The sequence below is a fragment of the Haloglomus irregulare genome (assembly GCF_007421925.1).
Classification (GTDB): Archaea; Halobacteriota; Halobacteria; order Halobacteriales; family Haloarculaceae; genus Haloglomus; species Haloglomus irregulare.
The window spans coordinates 165,192-187,524 of sequence record NZ_QMDX01000002.1 but is presented as its reverse complement, the minus strand read 5'-3'; the positions used below and the strand labels follow the sequence as shown (position 1 = coordinate 187,524).

General features: G+C 71.4%; 20 protein-coding genes. 13 read left to right on the top strand and 7 right to left on the bottom strand.

From position 1 onward, the window contains the following. Positions 1-83: 83 nt before the first annotated feature. Positions 84-578, top strand: coding sequence for a Mut7-C RNAse domain-containing protein (locus tag DP107_RS04715; RefSeq protein WP_144260998.1), 495 nt, complete (start codon positions 84-86; stop codon positions 576-578). Between the two features lie 50 nt (positions 579-628). Here DP107_RS04715 and DP107_RS04710 read toward each other — a convergent pair whose 3' ends face one another. Beyond that, complete coding sequence (locus DP107_RS04710) at positions 629-1,657, bottom strand: DUF7139 domain-containing protein (RefSeq protein WP_144260997.1); 1,029 nt, start codon at positions 1,655-1,657, stop codon at positions 629-631. Positions 1,658-1,826: 169 nt separating this feature from the next. On the opposite strand from DP107_RS04710, the gene DP107_RS04705 reads away from it, so the two are divergent. Both DP107_RS04705 and DP107_RS04700 read left to right on the top strand, forming a co-directional pair. Then, positions 1,827-3,470 (top strand): DUF255 domain-containing protein, encoded by a 1,644-nt coding sequence (locus DP107_RS04705; RefSeq protein WP_144260996.1) that lies wholly within the window; start codon positions 1,827-1,829, stop codon positions 3,468-3,470. 133 nt (positions 3,471-3,603) lie between these two features. Beyond that, a complete protein-coding gene (locus DP107_RS04700; RefSeq protein WP_144260995.1) occupies positions 3,604-4,410 on the top strand; it encodes a TrmB family transcriptional regulator in 807 nt (268 codons plus the stop codon). 24 nt (positions 4,411-4,434) lie between these two features. Here DP107_RS04700 and carA read toward each other — a convergent pair whose 3' ends face one another. Beyond that, positions 4,435-5,541 carry a glutamine-hydrolyzing carbamoyl-phosphate synthase small subunit gene (carA, locus tag DP107_RS04695; protein WP_144260994.1) on the bottom strand — a complete coding sequence of 369 codons (1,107 nt, stop codon included), beginning with the start codon at positions 5,539-5,541 and terminating at the stop codon, positions 4,435-4,437. 146 nt (positions 5,542-5,687) lie between these two features. Between carA and DP107_RS04690 the strand changes: the two genes are divergently transcribed. Then, the gene (locus DP107_RS04690; RefSeq protein WP_144260993.1) at positions 5,688-6,101 is read left to right on the top strand and encodes an Lrp/AsnC family transcriptional regulator; all 414 of its coding nucleotides are present in this window, start codon (positions 5,688-5,690) and stop codon (positions 6,099-6,101) included. A 77-nt stretch (positions 6,102-6,178) separates the two neighbouring features. Here DP107_RS04690 and DP107_RS04685 read toward each other — a convergent pair whose 3' ends face one another. Further along, entirely contained in the window at positions 6,179-6,865 is a 687-nt protein-coding gene (locus DP107_RS04685) for a DUF7504 family protein (RefSeq protein WP_144260992.1), read from the bottom strand. A gap of 333 nt (positions 6,866-7,198) precedes the next feature. On the opposite strand from DP107_RS04685, the gene DP107_RS04680 reads away from it, so the two are divergent. Then, on the top strand, positions 7,199-7,783 hold the full coding sequence (locus DP107_RS04680) for an NUDIX hydrolase (protein ID WP_144260991.1): 585 nt from the start codon (positions 7,199-7,201) through the stop codon (positions 7,781-7,783). A gap of 118 nt (positions 7,784-7,901) precedes the next feature. Here the strand turns inward: DP107_RS04680 and DP107_RS04675 are convergent, their stop codons facing one another. Together DP107_RS04675 and DP107_RS04670 are read right to left on the bottom strand one after the other, a co-directional pair. Continuing rightward, entirely contained in the window at positions 7,902-9,692 is a 1,791-nt protein-coding gene (locus DP107_RS04675; protein WP_144260990.1) for a helicase C-terminal domain-containing protein, read from the bottom strand. Positions 9,693-9,855: 163 nt separating this feature from the next. Next, positions 9,856-10,074 (bottom strand): DUF7561 family protein, encoded by a 219-nt coding sequence (locus DP107_RS04670; protein WP_144260989.1) that lies wholly within the window; start codon positions 10,072-10,074, stop codon positions 9,856-9,858. Positions 10,075-10,189: 115 nt separating this feature from the next. Here DP107_RS04670 and DP107_RS04665 point away from each other — a divergent pair, with 115 nt between their 5' ends. Then, on the top strand, positions 10,190-12,295 hold the full coding sequence (locus tag DP107_RS04665; protein ID WP_144260988.1) for a beta-propeller domain-containing protein: 2,106 nt from the start codon (positions 10,190-10,192) through the stop codon (positions 12,293-12,295). Between the two features lie 96 nt (positions 12,296-12,391). Here DP107_RS04665 and DP107_RS04660 read toward each other — a convergent pair whose 3' ends face one another. Next, positions 12,392-12,598 carry a hypothetical protein gene (locus tag DP107_RS04660; RefSeq protein ID WP_144260987.1) on the bottom strand — a complete coding sequence of 69 codons (207 nt, stop codon included), beginning with the start codon at positions 12,596-12,598 and terminating at the stop codon, positions 12,392-12,394. A gap of 240 nt (positions 12,599-12,838) precedes the next feature. Here DP107_RS04660 and DP107_RS04655 point away from each other — a divergent pair, with 240 nt between their 5' ends. Beyond that, positions 12,839-13,798, top strand: a complete 960-nt coding sequence (locus DP107_RS04655; RefSeq protein WP_144260986.1) for an NAD(P)H-binding protein — start codon at positions 12,839-12,841, stop codon at positions 13,796-13,798. After that, positions 13,798-14,523 carry a DUF7530 family protein gene (locus DP107_RS04650; protein WP_144260985.1) on the top strand — a complete coding sequence of 242 codons (726 nt, stop codon included), beginning with the start codon at positions 13,798-13,800 and terminating at the stop codon, positions 14,521-14,523. Before DP107_RS04655 ends, DP107_RS04650 begins: the two co-directional genes overlap by 1 nt. Before the next feature lie 22 nt (positions 14,524-14,545). Here the strand turns inward: DP107_RS04650 and DP107_RS19845 are convergent, their stop codons facing one another. Then, a complete protein-coding gene (locus DP107_RS19845; RefSeq protein ID WP_238330776.1) occupies positions 14,546-14,722 on the bottom strand; it encodes a DUF5786 family protein in 177 nt (58 codons plus the stop codon). Between the two features lie 181 nt (positions 14,723-14,903). Here DP107_RS19845 and DP107_RS04645 point away from each other — a divergent pair, with 181 nt between their 5' ends. The 5 genes from DP107_RS04645 (at position 14,904) to carB (ending at position 22,322) form a co-directional block, all read left to right on the top strand. Continuing rightward, the gene (locus DP107_RS04645) at positions 14,904-15,914 is read left to right on the top strand and encodes a DUF5784 family protein (protein ID WP_144260984.1); all 1,011 of its coding nucleotides are present in this window, start codon (positions 14,904-14,906) and stop codon (positions 15,912-15,914) included. 81 nt (positions 15,915-15,995) lie between these two features. Beyond that, positions 15,996-16,529, top strand: coding sequence for a DUF5815 family protein (locus DP107_RS04640; protein WP_144260983.1), 534 nt, complete (start codon positions 15,996-15,998; stop codon positions 16,527-16,529). A gap of 198 nt (positions 16,530-16,727) precedes the next feature. Next, positions 16,728-16,955, top strand: a complete 228-nt coding sequence (locus DP107_RS04635) for a hypothetical protein (protein WP_144260982.1) — start codon at positions 16,728-16,730, stop codon at positions 16,953-16,955. 84 nt (positions 16,956-17,039) lie between these two features. Continuing rightward, entirely contained in the window at positions 17,040-19,049 is a 2,010-nt protein-coding gene (locus DP107_RS04630; protein WP_144260981.1) for a hypothetical protein, read from the top strand. Between the two features lie 81 nt (positions 19,050-19,130). Continuing rightward, a complete protein-coding gene (carB, locus tag DP107_RS04625) occupies positions 19,131-22,322 on the top strand; it encodes a carbamoyl-phosphate synthase large subunit (protein ID WP_144260980.1) in 3,192 nt (1,063 codons plus the stop codon). The last annotated feature ends 11 nt before the right edge of the window (positions 22,323-22,333 follow it).

Sequence of the window (22,333 nt, the reverse complement as noted above, 5' to 3'; positions counted from 1 at the left end):
GTGGTATCCGTGTGGAGCGGTCGGACGGACGGCCCCCGTCGGACCACCAGCGTCACGGCCCCGGCCCCCGTACCCCACGACCGATGCCCGACGTACAGGCTCCGTTCCTGCTGGACGCGATGCTGGGGAAGCTCGCCACCTATCTGCGGATGTGCGGCTACGACGCGGCGTACGCGCTGGACGAGGGGCGGATGACGGAGGCCGACGACGCGCTGCTGGCGGCGGCCCGCGAGGAGGGTCGGACGCTCCTCACCCGCGACAGGGAGTTGGCCGCCCGGGCCGGCGACCGGGGCACGCTGCTCACGAGCCGGACGGTCGAGGACCAGCTCCGGGCGCTGTCCGAGGCCGGGCTCGCGCTCGAACTCGACGACCGCCCGGCGCGGTGCGGGTCCTGCAACGGGTCCGTCGAGCAGGTGTCGGCGGGCGAGCGCGTCGCACACGCACCCGACGAGGGGCGGGTGTGGCGGTGCGAGCGGTGCGGCCAGCAGTTCTGGAAGGGGAGCCACTGGGAGCGGGTGGGGGGGACGCTCGCGGATATCAGGGGGGATAGTGGGTCGGAGTCGTCGATATCGGAGTAATACGGGGTGTTATCGCGAAACGGAGGGGGTCGGCGACGAGAGGGCGTCGGTTACTGGTTGTTCGGCGTCCACTCCTCGCAGGCGTCCATGTCGTCCATGACCTCGCTGTGGAGGCCGCAGTACGGCTGCATTCCCCGGTCGGTGCGGACGTAGCGGAAGTGCGAGCAGTTGCCGCAGTAGAGGTCCTGGTTGGGGTGGGGGTCGGCGCCCGAGGAGAGCAGCTCGGCGTCGCCGTCGTCGGCCGCGGTCCCGCCGTCGGACACGCCCGACGGGGCTCGCCCGCCGCGCCCACCACCGTCGGAACCGGAGAAGCGCTGGTTCCGGCCGGAGCCCGAGCGGGCCCGCTCGGTGAGGGAGTCGCTCTCGCCCGGCCGGTCGGTGTTCGAGCCGACGGTCGTGGTCGACTCCGTGGTCGTCGGCCCGGAGCCGTTCGACATCACCTCGGCGCCGCCGTCGGTGGTCGAGGCGGTGCCGGACGTGCCGCGCTTCGAACCGGCCGTCTGGGTCTTCACGTCGCCGTCGGGGGTGCCGCCCATCAGGCCGATGCCGCCGAGCTTGCTCGCGAGCCCCTGGTTGGAGACCTCGACGACACGGGTCTCGCCGCCCTCGGTCACGCGGAGTTCGACCGTGCCGCCGGGGTCGTTGCGGGTCGTGAAGTTCGCGACCGCGGTGAACAGCGCCCAGAGGGTCGTCATGGCACCGACGAAGTAGACCGCGACCACCGCGAACGCGTTGCTGAACCAGGCCTGCGGGTAGACCTCGGTGAACAGGAGCACGCCGAACAGCATCACGACGCTCCCGAGGACCGCGGCCGCGTCGACCCGGCGGGACGTCTGCGGGAGGACGACCACGACACCGAGGAAGGTCGCGGGGAGGCCGACACCGGCGGCGATGCCGGCGGCCTCGCGGGCCGCGAACGTGCTCAGGCTCAGTGCCGCCGCGACCTCCATCGAGGTCCCGACGGCGATGCCGCCCACGGTCAGCGCCGCCCCGACGAGGAACAGTCCCACGCCGAGATAGAGCCGCCGCCGGTCGGGTCCCCCGGCCCCGCCCTCGTACACCTCAGTGAGGTTCGTCATACGAGATGCTTCCGGCTCCACCCACAAAACTCCGCGTCAGACGCCCGCACGACACGGTTTGCGGTCGAACGGGGTCGAACACGGGTCGCGCTGACCGGCGGTCGGGGAGCGGCGCGCGGCAGCGGCCCCCGAACGACACGCTTTCCCCCCGGAGTCACCTCGCTCGCGTATGGACGACGCCGCCGCCGACACCCTCGTGGACTGGCGCGAGTGGGGTGCCGAGGCGTTCGCCGTCGCCGACCGCCGGGGCTGCCCGGTGCTGCTGTCGGTGACTGCGCCCTGGTGCACCCACTGTCGCGAGATGGACGCCGAGACCTACAGCGAGCCACGGGTGGCGGCCCACCTCTCGGACGGGTTCGTCCCCGTTCGGGTCGACGCGGACCGCCAGCCACGGGTCCGCGAGCGGTACAACGTCGGCGGCTTCCCCGCGACGGCCTTCCTCACCCCCGACGGTGAGGTGCTGACGGCGGCCGGCTACCTCGGGCTGACGGGCTTTCGCGATATCCTCGATTCGGTCCGGCACACCTGGGACGCCAAGGGCACCGGCGCGGGGTCGATCCCCCGGGCACTGGACGACGAGCCGCCCGCCGGCGAGGTCACCGCGCAGGTCGAGGCCCATATGGTCGATCGGGTCACCGGCGGCTTCGACGGGGAGTTCGGCGGCTGGGGCGAGGGCGCGAAGTTCCCCCTCCCCCGCGCTATCGAGTTCGCGGCCAAGCGCGAGCGCACCCGCGACCACGCCACCCGGACCCTGGAGGCGGTCCACGCCCACCTGCTGGACACCTACGACGGCGGCTTCTACCGCTACGCGGACTCGCGGGACTGGTCCGGCCTCCACCGCGAGAAGCTGCTCGACGAGAACGCCGCCCTCGTGCGGGCCTTCGCGACCGGCTACCTCTACACCGGCGAGGCGACCTACCGGGAGGCCGCCGCGGCGACCGTCGACTACCTGACGACCGACCTCTGGACGGAGGCGGGCGACCGCGGCGCGTTCGCGGGTGGTCAGGCCGGCGGGGGCTACTACACGCTCCCCGCGAGCGAGCGCGAGGACGCCGACCCGCCCCACGTCGACCGGACCGTCCTCGCCGACCGGAACGGCCTGGCGGCCGACGCGCTGCTCCGGTTCGCCGCGGTCACCGACCACGACCCGGCGGCTCGCTACGCCGAACGCGCGCTCGAGACCGTCCTCGCGGAGCTCGTCGCGGACGGCGAGGTGACCCACGTTCCGCCCGCGGCGGCCGACGGCGACGAGCGCGTCGAGTCGGGGCTCCTGGTCGACCAGGCCCGGCTGTTGACGGGGCTGACGACGGCCGCGCAGGTGCGTGGTGGCGACCGCTGGCTCGACGCCGCTCGCGAGGTGGCCGACGCGCTGCTCGACCTGGCCGACGACACGGGCGCGTTCCGCGACGGTCCGGCCGAGGGCCCGGGCCTGCTCGACCGGCCGCTCCGGCCGCTGGACACGAACGTCGAGGCCGCGGACGCGCTCATCGACCTGGCGGCGCTGACGGGAACGGACCGCTACCGCGAGGCCGCCGCCGCCGCGCTGTCGGCGTTCGCGGGCGCCGCCGGCCGGATGGGTGTCGAGGTCGCGGGCTACGCGACCGCCTGCGCCCGGCACGCCAACGGCCCGCTCGTGGTCGAGACGCCACCCGCCGGGAGCGACCTCCACCGCGCGGCGCTGCGACTGGCCGACCACGAGAAGGTCGTCGTGCCGAGCGACCGCGAGGACGCGGTCGCACGCCGTGGGACGACCGCGACCGACCCCGCGACCGACCCCGAGGCGCTGGCCGACGCGGTCGCGATGCTGGACTGAACCCACACCCCGTCGCGGCGGCCGCGACCTGAGACCGCCGGGCCGCACGGTATCGGTCGCCGCTGAGAGTAAACAACGGAAGAGTGGGGTAAACTTCCTCGGTGTTTATGTTCCGTCGCCGAGACCGTCCGGTATGGCGAGTCTCAGGGACCTCGGGCTGTCCGAGTACGAGGCGCGAGCGTATCGCTCGCTGCTGAAGACCGGACCGACGACGGCCAAGGAGCTCTCGCGGGTGAGCGACGTGCCGATGGGTCGCATCTACGACGTGCTGAACAGCATCGAGCAGTACAACCTCGTCCGGTCGCAGTCCGCGAGCCGGCCGAAGAAGTACGTCGCGGTCGAGCCGGAGACGGCGCTGGACCGGCTGCTGGCGGACAAGAAGCGCGAACTGGAGGAGAAGGCCGACCAGTACGAGTCCATCGTCGACGAGCTGGAGGGGGAGCTGGAGACGACAGAACCGGTCGAGGAGCGGTTCTGGACGGCCGCGGTCGGCGCCGACGAGGCCGCGGACCTCCTCGTCGAGCGCATCGCCGCCGCCGACGCCCGCATCGTGATGGTCCTCTCGACGTACACCGAGCAGTACTTCGACGTCACCGAGGTCGGGAGCGCCATCCTCGACGGGCTGGAGGCGGCACTCGAACGCGGCGTGGAGGTGGAGCTGCTGATGAAGCCGGACCTGGCACCGACGCTCCCCGCCGAGTTCGGCGACCGCTACCGCGAGACCCTCAGTGGGTACGGCGGGTTCGAGGTTCGAACCGTCGAGGACGTCTCCGGAACGTTCACGCTCATCGACCGGAACGAGGTCGTCATCGAGGTGCCCCACCCGCTCAAGAGCGAGGAGGCGCTGGCCATGCTGAACCTGAAGGACCACGAGTTCGCCGCCAGTGTCCGCGAGGAGTTCAAACCGCGCTGGGCCGACGCGACCGAACTGACGCTGTAGCCGTCTCGAAGGTCGAAGCGCCCGTCAGGTCGTCTTCGGGGCGCCGGTCGCGCCACGCTCGGTCTCGTAGCCGGCGAGTTCGAGCACGTCGTCGAAGAAGTCCAGCGAGTCGTTCGGGCCGGGGTTGGCCTCGGGATGGTACTGGCGCGTGATGACGTCCAGGTCGTCGGATTCGAGCCCCTCAGGGGTGTCGTCGTTGACGTTGACCTGGGTGACCTCCAGCCGGTCGCCCGGCTCGGCGACGGTGTAGCCGTGGTTCTGGGTGGTCATCACGACGCGGTTCGTCCGGAGGTCGCGCACGGGCTGGTTGACCCCGCGATGGCCGAACTCCATCTTCTCCGTCGACCCGCCGAGGGCGTTGGCGACGACCTGCTGGCCGAGACAGATACCCGCGATGGGGAGGCTACCGACGTACTCGTCGACGAGAGCCGCGGCGGCCTCGAAGTTCTCCGGGTCGCCCGGACCGTTCGAGATGAACAGCAGGTCCGGGTCGGTGCGCTCGATGTCGGCGACGGTGGCGTCGTACGGGACGACGTCGACGACGGCGTCGCGCTCCAGCAGCGAGGAGACGATGCTCCCCTTCGCGCCGCAGTCGATGAGCCCGACACGGGGGCCGTCGCCGTCCGGGTTGTGCGTCTCGCGGCCGGGGACGCTCACCTGTTCGCCGATGTCCGTGTGATCGCTCATGGCGACACACCGCTCCAGTTCCTCGCGGGCGACCTCGGGGGTAGCGTCCGGGCCGGCCGCGATGCCACACTCCATCGCGCCCTCCTCGCGGATGCCGGTGACGAGGTCACGGGTGTCGAGGTGGTCGACGGCGGGGACGCCCTCCTCGGTCAGCCAGTCGGCCACGTCGTCGGTGAGTTCGCGGGCGACGACGCCGCGGGGATGGACCCGCTCGGACTCGAAGCGCTCCTCCCGGACCCCGTAGTTCCCGATGAGGGGGTAGGAGAACGTGAGGATCTGCTCCTCGTAGGACGGATCGGTGAGCGACTCCTCGTAGCCGGTGTAGGCGGTCGTGAACACGAGTTCGCCGCGCGCACGGCCGGGGGCCCGGCTCCGGGCCTCCACGACACGTCCCCCCTCGATGGCCACGTACGCGGTCCGGTCGTCGGCTGCGGCGTCCGTCATTACGAGCCTCGTATTCTCGCCCCCGGAATAACCGTTGCGTTCGAAGCCGAATTGCGAATTTCGTAATCGGTAAGTGGGAGCCAGGGGTAGTCACGCACCTCGCCGGGGGTCCGGCGCCGCCGCGTACGGGCCGCCACGAGCCAATCATGGACAGCCTGGACCGGGAGATACTCGCCATCCTCCGGCGGGACTCGCGCACGCCGTACACCGAGATCGCCGACGCGGTCGGCACCAGCGAGGGCACCGTCCGGAACCGGGTAGACCGGATGCTGGAGGAGGGCGTCATCGAGCGGTTCACCGTCGCCACCCGGACGGGGAACGTGAAGGCGATGGTCGAGATCGACGTGGCCGTCGACGTGGACACCACGGCGGTGTCGGACGCGATGGCCGACTGGTCGGAGGTGGATTTCGTCTGGCAGGTCTCCGGGGAGGAGGACATCGTCATCGTTGCCGACACGACCGACACCGACGCGCTCAACGGGCTCATCACCCGCGCGCGCGAACTGGACGAGGTCGTCTCCACGAAGACGCGACTCATCCTCGACGAGAAACTGGGGTAGCCGTCGCTGCGGAGTCAGTGACTCACCCCGGTCAGGAAAGGGTGTGGACCGGCGATGGATGGTCGGTGGCGGGCGTGTCAGACCGAGCCGCTGGCGGTGCCGGCGTCGCTGGCCTCGGCCGTCCCCTCCTTGAGCTCCCACTCGCCCAGCGGCGGGAGTCCGTCCTCGATGTAGCAGGTCGCGTCCGCCAGGTCGCGGAGTCCGTCCAGCCACTCGTGGTCCGGCGCCACCGGGAGGTGGGCGTGGACGACCGCGTTGGTCGACAGCGCGGCGACCCGCAGCTCCAGCAGGAACCGTTCCAGCTCGAACCGGTCGTCGGTCAGCGAGGTCACGTCGCGCAGGCAGACGACGGGCCGACCCGCGTCGCGACTGGCGATGATCTCCATGGCGTCGGAGACGGCGGCCCCGAGCGCGCGGAGCGAGCCGTTCACCTGGTCGACGGCGGCCCGCGTCGGGATCCCATCGAACCGGCCGTCGTGGTCCGGGCCGCGCGAGGTCCGGACGACCCGGACCGACGCGCCCTCTGGCACGGCGTCGACGTGATGTTTCACGGACGGCAGCGTCCGGGCCGGACTCACGAACAGGTGGTGGTCCTCCTCGGGTGTCCGCGCGTGTAGCCGCGAACTGGCGGTCGCGTGAGCCGGCGACGACTCGCCGACGAACAGCGCCAGGCCGCCCTGTGCGCTCAACCGCCGCAGCGACTGCTCTTCACCGCCCACTTCCCCACGCCCCACACCGCCAGTGTCCACAGCCTGGTGTAGCATCCATGCCCTACATACAGGCTATCGAAATAAAAGGCTCTGCACTAGCCATCTAGAGTCGCCGGCTCCATCCCCGCGGATACGGCGTGTTGTCACGACCCGTAGTGGCCCACGGACCGCTAACCGTCGGGTACGACGGTCGAGCCGCCGGTTCATCCTCCGGTCCAGACGGGTTCGGACCCCCGAACCGACCGATAGGGCGGGACGTCCATCGGGACGAACCCGTCGGCCGACCGTGTGTGTTCGGTTCTTTATACGCTGGGGCGGCCGGCGACCGCGCCGGAATCGGACCTGGAAAGCCGAAGCGGTCTTATGCCACACGGGCGAGCGGCACACATGAGCACCGACGAGACCGGCCAAGGTGCCGTGGGCCCGGACGCCGACCACGAGAACGCCCGCCAGGAGGTCATCGTCGTCGACGAGAACGACCGGGAGCAGGGGCTGGCTAACCGGCTCGAGGCCCACACCGGCGACGGCATCCGGCATCGCGCGTTCACCGTGCTGGTGTTCGACCGCGACGGGAACGTGCTCCTGGCCCAGCGAGCCGACGACAAGCGCCTCTGGGACACCCACTGGGACGGGACCGTGGCCTCCCACCCCGAGGCGGGACAGAGCCAGAAGGCCGCCACCCGACAGCGCCTGGAAGAGGAACTCGGTGTCACGCCCGGTCAGTACAGCAACATCCGCATCACGGACAAGTTCGAGTACAAACGCTACTATCTCGACCAGGGTCTGGAGTGGGAGGTCTGTGCCGTCCTCAAATGCACCCTGGAGGACCGCACCCTCGACCCCGACCCCGCGGAGGTCGGTGGCCGGATGTGGGTCCCCTACGAACATCTCTACGAGCACCAGAAGCAGTACCGCCAGCTGCGACTCTGCCCCTGGTTCGAGATCGCGATGCGCCGGGATTTCGACGGGTAGCGCAGTCATAACCGGGGCGATTCCGGTATAATCCAGAAATAGTCCGACTGTTCCTCGAGACTCGCGCATATCCGGGCAACACCCACCTTTGCCTCCCGCTCCACGCGGCCACTCGTCCTCACTCCCCCCAGACGTCCGAGAGCGGGTGGTCGGAGGGGTCCTGGGTGTCGGACCCGGACCGGTCGAACCGCCCCGACGAGGAGCCGCCCCGGTCGGACCGGCCGCCAGCGCCCCCACCTCCGCCGGGATCATCCGAGTGGTCCCCGCCGAGTGCCGCGTCCGGGTCGAACGCGGGCAGATCCGGCGTCGACAGTCGGTCGACCTGGTCAGCGAACCAGTCCGGCATGTCGTGGCGGGCGCGCTCGAACAGGTCCAGCAGGCTCGAGTCCGCGAGGTAGGTCGCCCCGTAATCGTCGGGCGCGCGGACGACGCGCCCGCACGCCTGGATGACGGTCCGCAGCGCCGAGCGGTAGTACCAGCCCCACTGGTCGTCCGCCAGTCTGCGCGCGACCCGCGAGTCACGCGTGTTCGGGTACGGCGCCTTGCAGAGCACCTGCCACCGACAGCGGTCGCCCTCCAGGTCCAGCGCCTCCTCCATCCTGACCGAGACGAACACGTCCGCGCCCGAGGAGCGTTTCCACGCCGAGAGGGCGGCGTCCCGGCTCTCGGAGTCGTGACTCCGGACCCTGCTTCCGACCCCGAACCTGTCGAGGTGGTCGCGCAGACGCTCGGCGATGGCGTAGGAGTGGGCGTGGACCAGCCCCTTCTCGTCGGGGTGGTTGGCCATCAGCCGGACGATGAGTCGGGCGACCTCCGGGACGGTCTCGTCGCGGTGCTCGTACGTCATCTTCCCCCGGGTCGTGTCGTACAGCGGCCGGCGCTCGACCGGGAAGGTGTGGGGGACATCAACGAGCGCGACGTCGGCCGGGTTCAGGCCGCTCGCCCGACAGAAGGCCGCCTTGTCGAGGATGGTGGCCGAGAGGAGCGCGAACCGCGCCCCTCGGTCCCAGACGGTGTGGTGGAGGTAGCGCGCGGGGTCCATCGGCTTGATTACGACCGCGGTGCCCGCGCCATCGGGCTGGTCGACCACCCACGTCGTCGTCGAGTCCTCGTCCCGGAGGTCCTCGACGAACCAGCCGAGTTCGCGGATGAGCTCGGTCAGCCGGTCGCGCTCGGCGACCTCCTCGCGCTCGAGCTCGGCCTTCGCCCGCAGCTCGGTCAGTCGGCGGTCGGACGCGGCCGCCAGCCGTTCGGCGTACGCCGTGGCGTCCCGGAGGCCGTTGACGGCCGGCGGCGGCGTCGTCTCCCAGACCGCCGTCGGCACCCGACCCGGAGTCAGCTCGATGGTGGCGTACATCTCGGCCCACTCCGCGAGGCCGTGGGCCTCGTCGACCACGACCACGTCGCGACGGCCGAAGACGTCGCTGCCGGCGGTCCGCATGAAGTACGCCAGCGTCATCGCCGCGATGGAGCGGTTCGAGGCGATGGCCCGGTCGGAGAAGTAGGGACAGCGGTGCTCGACCGGACAGTCGAACCCGCGCTCGCGGGCACAGGGCGCCTCGTCGACGGGTGTGTTCGACTCCCCCGGGAGGATGCAGTCGTAGTTGGACTTCCCGCGGATGATGCTCAGGTCGTCGAGCAGCGAGTCGGCCGCCACGTCGTCCAGCTGGGAGACCTGCGGCGTCGTGTAGTAGGCCCCGACGGGCTGGTGGGGTTCGGCCTCCCCGGCCCGGCGCGCACAGCCCGCGATGGCCCGCGCGAGCAGGGACTTGCCGCTCCCCGTCGGCGCACGCACCAGCACTACGTCGTTCCCGGCCTCGAACGCCTCCCGGATGCGGTCGAGGGCGGCCTCCTGTGCGCCCCGGTAGGAGGGAGCGGGGAACTCGGCGTCGATTCGGGCGGGGTCCACATCCCCTCCACCGGTTCGGCGGGCATAACCGCACCGGACCCGGCGACCCCGCGTCGTGGGAACCCACCGAGGGGACGACCGACGGTCACCGGCGCCACGGACCGACGACGCGCCGTGACGGTCGCGTCACTCGCCCGGGTGCCCCCCTTCGTGGCCGTTCCGGCTACGCGTCCCGCTCGGGGAGCGCCGCCACGTCCGCGGCGGTCGGCTCGCGGTCCTCGGGGAGCTCCTCGATGCAGTCGTAGCAGAGGAAGTGCTCGGAGCCGTCGCTCAGCTCCAGCGTGAGCCCCTCCGTGCGGTCCCCGTCCGGCGACCAGATGTTCGCCACGCCGCCGGCGATCGAGAGCGACCGGCCACAGCCGTCGCACGGCTCACGTGCCATGCCCGGACTCGGGACGGGGACGCCAAACCGCTGTCGCACCCGTCGCGGCGGGGTCGCTCAAAGGCGTCTTTGATATTACACAACGGACTGGCTCTCGTACTGCATACGGCCGGCCATGCTACCGCGAACGGTCGGACTGGTCGTGCTGGTACTCGGGGCCTCGATAACCGGGGCCATCACCCTCGCGGACCAGGGTGCAACACCGGGGGATGGTACCGGCGACGGCCTCGCGCCCGCCTCGGCGGCGAACGGGTCGACGGCCGGGAGCGAGGCGGCGCTGGGGCTCACCACCTCAGACTCCACGGAGTCGTTCCGCGCGTACGTCTCCCGGGCACAGCGCGTCTCCGGCGCCGGTCACGGCGGGCCAGTCGAACGCCGGCGACCGGTCCGCACGACCGCGACGCCGGTGGAGACGGCCGCCACGGACGTCTCCCTCGACGCGGGCGCGAGCGCCGAGGGCGGGGACGGAGCCGCCGGCGGGTCGGCGTCGCCCCGGGTCGGCACGACCACCGTGCAGGTGACGGGCGTGGACGAGCCGGACGTCGTCAAGACGGTGGGCGACCGGTTCTACGTCCAGCGGGCCCCTCGTCGCGGCGACGGCGGGACGAGCGTGGTCGCCGCGACGCCGCCCGCCGACGCGACCGTGACCGCGGTCCTGAACCGGAGCGGCCGGATGCTGGTCGGGGACGGCCGCGTGGTGATGCTGCCGGACCGACAGCGCGTGCGGCGGCCGGTCGAGCCACGGCCCGAGCCGCGGCCGGACCCCGTCGGCGGGACCGTTTCGGCGATCGGCGCGGCCGCGGACGCGGTGCTGAGCGACGGCGACGACGAAGCGTCGGCAGCGCCCGCGCGGACGCTGACCGGGTACGACGTCTCCGACCCCGACGCGCCGGCGGCGACCTGGGAGCGGGAGGTCAAGGGGCGCATCGTCTCGGCGCGGCTGGCCGACGGACGGGTGCTGCTCGTCGTGGCGAACGACCTCCCCGCGCGGGGCGAGTCCTGCCAGGTGCAGCCGCTCGGGGACGTCTCCGTTCCGTGCACAGAGGTCCGCCACCCGGACCGGCCGGTGGCCGCCGACGTGAGCTACTCCGTGCTCTCGCTGAGCGCGACCGACGGCGCGGTGCGGGAGCGGACGACGTTCCTCGGGAGCCGTGACGCCACGGTCCACGTCTCGCCCGACGCCGTCTACGCGACCTACACGACGACCGAGCGCCGGGCGGCGCTCCGGACCGACTACCTGCTCGACAGCGAGGTCCTCCCGGCGGACGTCCGCGAGCGGCTGCGGACGGTCCGGGGTTACGACCTCTCGCCGGCGGCCGAGCGCGAGGAGGTCGAGGCGACCGTCCGTGGCTGGCTCGGTACGCTGGCCCCCGCCGAGCGCGAGCGCGCCGCCGAGCGACTGCGGGAGGGCTGGCAGTCGTACCTCCGTGACAACCGGCGCGACGCCACGACCACACATATCGTCCGGTTCCCCGTCGACGACCTCGACGCGACGGCGACCGGGTCGGTCCCCGGCGAGGTGCTGAACCAGTTCTCCTTCGACGTGCACGAGGGCCACCTCCGGGTCGCGACCACGGTCGGCGAGCGACTCCCCCGCGTCCAGAGCGCCAACGACGCGTACGTCCTCGACGCGGCGACGCTCGAACGGACCGGCGCCGTCACCGGGATGAGCCCCGGTCAGCGCGTCTACGGCGTCCGGTTCGACGGCGACCGCGGTTACGTCGTCACCTTCCGACAGGTCGACCCGCTCCACGTGCTGGACCTCTCGAATCCTTCGAGTCCGACCGAGGAGGGTGCGGTGAAGCTCCCGGGCTACTCCTCGTATCTCCACCCGCTCGGCGAGGACCGTGTCCTCGGTATCGGCGAGGAGGGCGGCCGGGTGAAGGCCGTCGTCTTCGACGTCTCGGACCCGGCCGAGCCGCGGGTCGAAACGTCGCGGCTGCTCGACGCCCGGTGGTCGGCCGTCTCCCGGACCCACCACGCGTTCACCCACGACCCGCGCCACGACGTCGCCTTCCTCCCGACGCCGGCGGGCGGCTACGTCCTCTCGACCGACGACCTCGCGACCGAACGCCGCGTCGCCGTCGACGACCCCCGGCGCGCCCGCTACGTCGGCGACCACCTGTTCGTCTTCGGCGCCGGCCGCGCGGTCGTGCTGAACGAGACGGACTGGTCGCGGACGACGACCGTCGACCTGACCGGGGCGCCAGGAACCGCGTAACGGACGCGGTTTCGTGGATATCCGCGCGTCTCGGGACGTACGCGGGACTCGGGTGAGGAACCCGGACGACAGACTCGAAACGCCCGGCGAGTGGCCTCAGGCGCTCAGCGGCGGGTTCCGGAACAGGGCGTCAACCAGGACGAGGGCGCTGGCGACCCCGCCCACGGCCGTGACGACGTGGGGTGGAGCGTCGAGTGAGACCCCCGCGGCCGTCGCGACCAGGAAAGTAAGCGGGATGAGCAGGAGCACGAGGTCGTACCGGGTCAGTCCACGGAGACCGACACTGCGGGCACTCTGAGACATGTTCTCGTTCCACCTCCACAGTACGCTACGAGCAATCGTGACTAAAATCTTGCTCCGATACCGTCCGGAGAACCGCGACCGAACCGCCGGGGAACCGCAACCGAACCGCTTCGGAACTTCCTTCGAACCTTCGAGAATAGTCTTCATAACTTATCGGGGACGCGGTGACCCCGGGCACACCGGTCGACCGCGCTCGCGGACGGGACGCACACTTATCAGAATCCGCCGCCTTGTCCCGGTATGCGCGTACTCGTCACGGGGGCGACCGGGTTCGTCGGCGGGCGACTGGTGCCGGCGCTGCTCCGGGCCGGGCACGAGGTCGTGGCACTGGTCCGGGACCCCGAGCGGTACGACGCCCCGCCGGGCGTCGAGGTGGCGACGGGCGATCTGCTGGAGCCGGGCTGGGAGGACGCGATGGAGGGGGTCGACGCGGCGTACTACCTGGTCCACTCGATGGGGTCCGGCGGGGACTTCGCCGAGCGCGACCGCCGGGCAGCGCGGAACTTCGGCGACGCGGCGGACGCCGCGGGCGTCGACCGCGTGGTCTACCTGGGCGGCCTGGGCGACGACGGCGACGAGCTCTCCGAGCACCTCGAGTCGCGCCGCGAGGTCGAGCGGGTGCTCGGCGGGGGCGAGTACGATCTGACGACGCTCCGGGCGGCCGTCATCATCGGGGACGGCTCGCTCTCCTTCGACCTCATCCTGCAGCTCGTCTCGCGGCTCCCCGTGATGATCACGCCGCGGTGGGTCCGGACTCCCTGCCAGCCCATCGCCATCGACGACGTGGTGGCCTACCTCGTCGGCGTGCTCGACGCGCCGGCGACGCGGGGTGGGACGTTCGAGATCGGCGGCCCGGAGGTGCTGACCTACGAGACGATGCTGCTGGAAACCGCGCGGCTGTCGGGCCGTCGGGAGCCGACGATCCTCCCGGCGCCGATCCTCTCGCCCGGGCTCTCCTCGCGCTGGCTCGGGCTGGTCACCGACGTGCCGACGGAGGTGGCGGTGCCGCTGGTGAAGGGGCTGCGGAACCCGGTGGTGGTCACGGACCGGCGCATCGAGTCGCTGGTCCCGGTCGACCGGACGTCGTTCAGGACGGCGGTACTCCGGGCGCTCTCACCCGCCGAGACGGCACCGGTCGAGTCACCGCGGCGGGTGGAGGCCGACGGCGGCGACCCCCCCGACCCGAGGGGTGACAGCTGATGGCGTCGCCGACGCCTACCCGGCAGCCGGAGTTCGGCGAGACCTGGGTGTACGAGAGCATCATCTCGGCCCTGCCGGGCGTCGAGCTCTCGCAGCCGGTCGCCATCGCCATCCAGCTCGCCATCTTCGAGATCGGCGTGTTGCTGCTGGCGGCCTACTACGGGCTGTGGTCCGCCGCCATCGCGGGGACCGCGGCCGTCTTCGTCGCCGCCGTCGGGAGCGCGGAGATGCTCCGCATCAGCACCCTCACCCGCGCGGTGCCCGTCCCCGAGTCCTACCGGCGGCTCCTCTTCGGCTCCAGCGTTGAGGTCGTGCTCGCGGTGCTCGCGTACATCGCGCTCATCACCCACCTGTTCGTCTTCGACCCCGCGGGCGGCGGGACGCCGCTGACCGAGCGCCTGTTCGGCCCCGAACCGCCGGTGCTGGTCGTCTACTTGACGCTACTGGTGCTGTGGGACGTCTGCTACCGCATCGGAACGAACTGGTGGGCATCGGTGACGGCGTTGTGGCGGTCGGCCCGGTACCAGTTCGAGCCCGACACCGCCCGCGCCTTCCAACGCGCGGACGTCGAGACCGTCGCCTTCGGGCTGCTCCAGCTGCTGCTGGTCCCGTTCATCACGGATTTCCCGGTGCTGATGGCGACGCTGGTCGCCCACGTCGGCGCCGTCACACTCATCTGTGGGCTGTCGGTCGTGCTGTTACAGGTTCGGACGCCGACGGTCTGAAGTCGTCCGGCGGCGGGACCGGTCAGCGGTCCTGTTTCATCTCCTTGAACTGGTCCAGGAGTGCCTCCGTCGAGTCGCCGGCATCGAACTCCACCGAACCGCGGTACTCCGACCGTTCGTCGTCGAAGTCGGTGTCCACCGTGGTCGACTTCTCCTCGCGACGCTCGTGCTCGTCCTCGTCATAGGCACCCATTGACATGGTAGCTACGCACGAGCTTGCGAGCAGGTGCTAATGAATCTATCGTAGCCGGTAACCGGTGAGGACACCCCGGCCGGGGCTCCGGCACCAGCCGTCGGCCCGGGGACGACGCTCGCTCGGGGCCGCCGGCACCAGTCGGACGAACGGGAACCGTTACGGGTCGGGGTCGCCTAATAGGCGTGTGGCAGGGCCACTCCGCCTCCGCCGGTCGCGCGAGCACTGGGGGACCGACCGTGTCCGACAGGAGTTGTACGAGCCGCTCGACCGGCGGTTCGGCGCCACGCTCGCGGACCCCTGGTTCGAGCCCGAGGGCTACGAGACCTGCCGGCTGGAGATGGACAACGGCGACGTCGCGCTGTTCTGCTGGACCCATCACGACACGGACGGGGCCCCCGACGCCTACTGGCTGGGCAACACGGAGACCCCGGAGGTCCTCTGGCGGACGGACAAGTACACGTTCGACGAGGCGCCCGCCGCGGTCGGCGAGTGGGTCGAGGACGAGCTGTTCGCCCGGCTGGAGGTCGAGGAGCCGTGGCTGGCGCGCCACGAGCATCTGGCTCGCTTCTTCCTCCCAGTGCTGTTCTCCAAGGACGGCCGGGAGACGACCCGGGAGTTCTTCGCCGAGCACGCCGCCGGCTTCCCGGACGCCGACGCCGAGCGGACGCTCTCGTACTACGACGCGTTCCTCGCGACCGGCGCGCTTGCCCCCCACCGCTACACGATGGCCGCCAAGCTCGGCACCTCGCGGAGCGGGGACTGGTTCCGCATGGCCGCCACCATGTCGGAGTTCACGGTGGCCAAGCTACTGGCCGGCGCCGGGCTCGATTTCGAGCCGGAGGTCCAGCTCGACAGCGGTTACGCCCTCGACTTCCGCGTCGGCTCACAGCTGGTCGAGGTGACCCGTCCCCGGCCCCCGACCCGTCGCCAGCGTGCCGACACCCCGGTCGCCGCCGTTCGGCAGACGGGGCGGTCCAAGACCGACGGCCAGCTCGACGCCCACCCCCGGACCCTGCTGCTCGTCGACTGCTCCTCCTTCCGCGACGACGAGTGGAACCAGGTTGCCGGCGAGCGGCCCGACATCGCCCACCGGCCGACCGTCGTGTTCCGGGCCCGCCCGGACGACACCTTCGAGGGGTATCGCGTGGGGCGCTGCCCGCTCGACCTCGACGCCGCCATGACGTGGGTGGACTGAGCGCCGGTCGGGCACCGGCCGAGCGCGGGAGCGCCCGGACCGACCCCTTTACCCGGCTACACACCCTACAGCACCCAACGGATGAGCGAACCACGCGTGCCGGGCGGGCGGGGGACGGAACTCGACCTCCCGTGTGGCGAGACGGTCACCCCGCACGAACTGGACCTGGGGCTGCGGGAGTACGCCTGCGACTGCGGCGAGACGCACGCGGTCGTGATGGACGTCCACCCGCTCTCGCGGTGGGTCCCCGAGGAGCTGGTGCGGACCCTGGAGGCCGCGATCGACACGGCCGACGAGTTCGGGCAGTTCGGCACGCCCCACGTCATGGGGATGGTGTTAGAGGAGTTCCCCGAGGCGGTCGTCAGCGCGGACACGAGCGACGACGGCTCGGTCGGCTACGCGATGGTGTGGCTGGCGGACTTCGACGCCCGGCGGCTCCACGAGGTAGTCGTGGAGCTGCTGGTGGAGCTGATGGAGCACGCGCTGAGCCACGCCGAGGACGGCACCGCGGCCGCACAGTTCGAGCAGCAGATGCTCCAGTTCGACGTGGCCGAGTTCGTGGAGGCCTACCGGGACGAGCGCGACTTCGAGGACGAGTTCGACACGCCGGCGTGAACGCGCCGCGACGGACGGGCCGGGACCACAACCGGTAGGACCCTCGGTCGTGCGGGTGGGGACGGGCGGCGGCCGACCGGCGAGTCGTCGGACGACGGCACCCGCCGTCGTCATCGAGCCCTCCGGCGGTTCTCGGCAGCGGCGCGTCCGACATCTGTCTGACGGGGTTCTTTGATTGGGGCCGTGTTGTGTATGCACATGCGCTTACGCCGGGGTGAGTTCGAGCGGATCAGGTCGGTCGTCGCCGACGCCGACGCCGAGCAGCCCCTGACCGCGCGCGAGATCCTCGACCTGCTGGAGGCGCACGGCGAGGAGTTCGACAGCGCCCACCGCGTCGCCACCGTGCTCGGCCGCCGCGCCGAGGCCGGCGAGGTGGAGGTCATCCGCGACCGGCCCTACCGGTACCGGCTGGACGAGCCACAGTGAGCGGCCACGGCCGGGCGACGTATCACCCTCACCAGCGGCCACGGGGGTAAAGACACTTATCGGGCCGACCGCTCCAGCCGACCGATGCCCTCCAGCGAGAGCCACCGGTCGACGGACCGGTGGGCACGCCGCGCACTCCCGGTCCTGTTGCTGGTCACGATTGTGCTCGCGGCCGCCGGACCGCCGGCAGCCGCCGCACCCGCGTCCCCCGTCGTCGGCGGCGACACGGCCAGCACGACCGGGGCGGCCACGCCACACGGCCCGTCCGGGAACCTGACCACCCTCGCCGGCGACACGGTCCGGTACGACGAGTTCGACAGCGTCGCGGCCGTCGACCGCGCCCACGCAAGGGGGTCTCTCGAGACGGCCGGGAACGTCCGGACCGGCGATCTACTGGTCGTGACCCTCGAATCGGAACGGCTCGGGGCGGCATACGCCGAGACCAACGGCTCGGACCGGACCGACCGGCTGGTCCGGGCGCTGAACGAGACCAACGCCAGCCTCGACGTCCTGGGACCGACGCCGCCGAGCTGTGAACAGCTCCGGATCGACGTCCGGGAGAGCCGCAGCCGGACGCTGGTGAACGCCTCGTCGGGGTCCGTCCGGCTCCTGCTCGACAGGGGGGGACTGGCGGCAGAGGGCGGCTGCGACGGGACGGTCAACAACGGTGACTACGAGGTGCGTGCCGACCTGCCGACCGCGAACGGAACCCGGAGCGAGTCGACGTTCTTCCGGCTCGACGCGTCCGAACCGGACGACAGCCCCCGAATCGGGGAGATCGAAACCCGGCGCGGACCGCCGTCGCTGGCCGACGACCTCCGGAGCGCGGCGGCTGTCCGGCGGGCGGCCGCGGCCGACCGGCTCACCGGGGCCGTCCGGGTCGTGGACGGCGAGGTCGCGGTGCTGACGATCCGTTCCGAGCAGCTCGCGAACGCGTATGAGAACGCGAGCGGCGAGACACCGACCGAGCGGTTGCAACGCGCGGTGAACGCGACCGGCGGCCGGTTCACGCTGGCGTCGCGGTCACGGGAGGGAGTCGTGGGCGAGGACACGGACCGGGACGGGGGCATCCTGCTCTCTGGCCCCGGCGTCCGGACGTTGCCGGCGACGGCGAACGACACCGTCCACGTGGTCATCGAGACCGACGCGGCACGAGTCGGTGAGGGGGACGACACGGTGGCGCTGTCGGCCACCGTCCGGAGGAACTTCGAGCCGGTGCTCGTCCTGCCCGGCGGGAGCCCCGAGCGGTACGAGGGCCAGTTGGTCCTCCGGGGCCCGAGCGCCGACCTCCGGGTACGGAACGAGTCGGCCGACCGACAGCGTGACCTGGCGGTCGTCGGGACGGAGGGCCGGTTCGTGGTTCAGGGGTCGACGGTTCTCGCGCCGGGGTCGCGGCTACTGCTGCGGGTTCGGGCGGGGGACCGCACCCTGGCGACTCGGACCGTTCGGGTGGAGGCCGGCGGCCGCAGGGGTGACGGGGAGTTCGATGCCACGTTCGATGTCGGGCCCCGGTCGGCGGGCGATGAGCTGTCCGTCGAGGCCTCCCGCGACGGGACCGTGGCGGGTCGCGTACCCGTCATCGTCGGGGAGCCCGCGACGCTGCGGAACGTGACCGCGCGGCGGGTCGGGTCGGCGCCGGAGGGGTCGGAGGTCCGCTTCGCCGCCACCGCCCGGTATCCGGCGCCAGGGTACGTGGTCGTCCGGAGTCCCTTCCTGGAGGACGGGTTCAAACCAGTCCCGGTCCCGGCGGGCGAGCGCGTCCGGGTGAACGGGACGGTCGTGCGCTCCGACGAGGACCCGGCACAGCGCCGGGTCCGGCTCATCGCCGTCTACGACAGCAACCGGAACGGCGAGTTCGACGGCCCGGGTGTGGAGGGTCGCACCGACCGGCCGTTCCCGGCGACCGGGGGTGGCATCCTCGCACGGGAGGCCGAACTTCCGCCACCTTCTTCGACCCCGACGGTCACCGCGCCACCGCCGGGGACGACGGTAGCAGTGACGGCATCCGGCGCGCCCGGGTTCGGCGCCCTCGCGGCACTGGCCGGCGTGCTGCTGCTCGTCATCGCTCTCGTCCGGCGCGGTCGGTCGTGGTAAGGCTTGCGAATTCCGAAACTGCGTTTCGAGATTCGTAGCCCATCGCCGGCCTTATTACGATGTGCGGACCACGACGCGGTAATGAACGTAACCGGCGAGGACCGGACCATCCTGCTCATCGGGAGCGGGCCGATTCAGATCGGACAGGCCGCCGAGTTCGACTACTCCGGCGCGCAGGCGTGTCGTGCCCTGCAGGAGGAGGGCGCCCGGGTCGTCCTCGTCAACTCGAACCCCGCCACCATCATGACCGATCCGGAGATGGCCGACGAGGTGTACGTCGAGCCCATCACCACCGAGGCCATCGCGGAGGTCATCGAGGAGGAGCGCCCGGACGGTGTCATCGCCGGGCTCGGCGGGCAGACGGGGCTGAACGTCACTGCCGAACTCGCGGAGGAGGGCGTCCTCGAGGAGTTCGGCGTCGACATCATGGGGACGCCGCTGGACACCATTTACGCGACCGAGGACCGCGACCTGTTCCGCGAGCGGATGGAGTCCATCGGCCAGCCCGTGCCCGCCTCCGTCACCATCGAGTCGGGCGAGGAGATCGACGACGCCGTCGACCACGTCGGCGGGCTGCCCGCCATCATGCGGACGACCTACACCCTGGGCGGCGCCGGCTCCGGCGTCATCCACGGGATGGAGGAGATGCGCGAGCGCGTCCGGAAGGGGCTGCGCCTCTCGCGCAACGGCGAGGTGATGATCACGGAGTCCATCGACGGCTGGGTCGAGCTGGAGTACGAGGTCATGCGCGACGCCGACGACTCCTGCATCATCATCTGCAACATGGAGAACCTGGACCCCATGGGTATCCACACCGGGGAGTCGACGGTCGTCACCCCGAGCCAGGTCATCCCGGACGAGGGCCACCAGGAGATGCGCGACGCGGCGCTGGAGGTCATCCGCGAGCTCGGCATCCAGGGTGGCTGTAACATCCAGTTCGCGTGGCGAGACGACGGCACCCCCGGCGGGGAGTACCGCGTCGTCGAGGTGAACCCCCGCGTCTCCCGGTCCTCGGCGCTGGCCTCGAAGGCGACGGGCTACCCCATCGCCCGCGTCACGGCGAAGGTCGCGCTGGGCAAGCGCCTCCACGAGATCGAGAACGAGATCACCGGGGAGACCACCGCCGCCTTCGAGCCGGCCATCGACTACGTCGTGACGAAGGTGCCGCGCTGGCCGAAGGACAAGTTCACCGACGTCGACTTCACCCTCGGGACGGCGATGAAGTCGACGGGCGAGGCGATGTCCATCGGCCGCACCTTCGAGGAGTCGCTGCTGAAGGCGCTGCGCTCCTCGGAGTACCAGCCCGCGGTCGACTGGGCGGACGTGAGCGACGCCGAGCTGGAGACACAGTACCTCGAACGGCCGTCGCCGGACCGGCCGTACGCGATGTTCGAGGCGTTCGATCGGGGCTACTCCGTCGAGGCGGTCGTCGGGATGACCCGCATCAAGCGGTGGTACGTCGAGCGGTTCCGGAAGGTCGCCGAGGCCGCGACCGCCGCCCAGGACGGGGCGTTCGCGGGCGCCGCCGACCTCGGGTTCACGGACCACCAGGCCGCGGCCATGGCCGACGGTGCCGGGACCGCCCCGGAGTTCGCCTCCGAGGCCAACCCCCAGCAGGGGCCGGTCGAGGCGGTCGAGGCCGACGCCACCGCTCGCCGGTTCAAGCAGGTCGACACCTGCGCCGGCGAGTTCGCCGCCAGCACGCCGTACTACTACTCGGCGCGTGACCCGTACTCGGGTATCGCCCGCGACGAGGTGCAGGTCGACCGGGACGCCGAGTCCGTGGTCGTGGTCGGCGGCGGCCCCATCCGCATCGGCCAGGGCGTCGAGTTCGACTACTGCGCGGTCCACGCCGTCCGCGCGCTCCGGGAGCAGGGTATCGACGCCCACGTCGTCAACAACAACCCCGAGACGGTGTCGACGGACTACGACACCTCCGACGGGCTCTTCTTCGAACCGATCACCGCCGAGGAGGTGGCCGACGTGGTCGCGGAGACCGAGGCCGACGGCGTGATGGTCCAGTTCGGCGGGCAGACCTCCGTCAACATCGGCGCCCCCCTGGAGGACGAGCTGGAGCGCCGCGACCTCGACTGCGAGGTCATGGGCACGTCGGTCGAGGCGATGGACCTCGCGGAGGACCGCGACCGGTTCAACCGCCTGATGGACGGCCTGGGCATCGCCCAGCCCGCCGGCGGCACCGCCGTCAGCGAGGCCGAGGCACTGGAGCTGGCCCGCGACCTGGGCTACCCGGTTCTGGTGCGTCCCTCCTACGTGCTGGGCGGGCGCGCGATGGAGGTCGTCCACTCCGACGCCGAACTGGAGGAGTACATCGAGGAGGCCGTGCGCGTCTCCCCGGACAAGCCCATCCTCGTCGACGAGTTCCTCGCCGACGCCGTCGAGCTCGACGTGGACGCCGTGGCGGACGGCGATGACGTGCTCATCGGCGGCATCATGGAGCACGTCGAGACCGCCGGCGTCCACTCGGGCGATTCGGCCTGCATGATCCCCCCGCGCTCGCTCTCGGACGAGGTGCTCGAGCGGGTCCGGGAGGTCACGCAGGACATCGCGGTCGCGCTCGACACCGTGGGCCTGCTGAACGTCCAGCTCGCGGTCCGTGACGGTGAAGTGTTCGTGCTGGAGGCGAACCCGCGCTCCTCGCGCACGGTCCCGTTCGTCTCGAAGGCCACCGGCGTCCCCATTGCCAAGCTCGCCGCGAAGGTGATGGCGGGCTCCTCGCTGGCGGAGCTGCGCGCCCACGAGATGGTGCCCGAGCACGTCTCCGTGAAGGAGGTCGTCCTGCCGTTCGACCGCCTGGCCGGCAGCGACCCGCGCCTGGGTCCGGAGATGAAGTCCACCGGCGAGGTCATGGGCACCGCCCGCTCGTTCGGTAAGGCCTACCTCAAGTCCCAGTCCGCGACGGGCAAGGCCATCCCCACCGAGGGCGTCGCCCACGTCGACCTGGAGTCCGTGCGCGAGCTCTCCCAGCTGGACGAGGACGTCAGCGAGGTCCGCGCGGGCTTCGAGCGCCACTTCGACGTCCGGCAGTTCGACGACCTCGGCCAGGCCATCCGCGACGGCGAGGTCGACCTGGTCGTCTCCCGCGAGCGCGAACCGCTGGAGGTCGCCGTCGAGGAGTCCATCACCTACTTCTCCACACTCCCCTCCGCGAAGGCCGCGCTGGAGGCCATCGAGACGAAGGACGAGCCGCTGGACGTGGCCTCCCTCTCCGAGCGACCCCGCGAGCGCCGGCAGTGGGGCATCCGCGGGGAGTAGGTCTCGCCCCG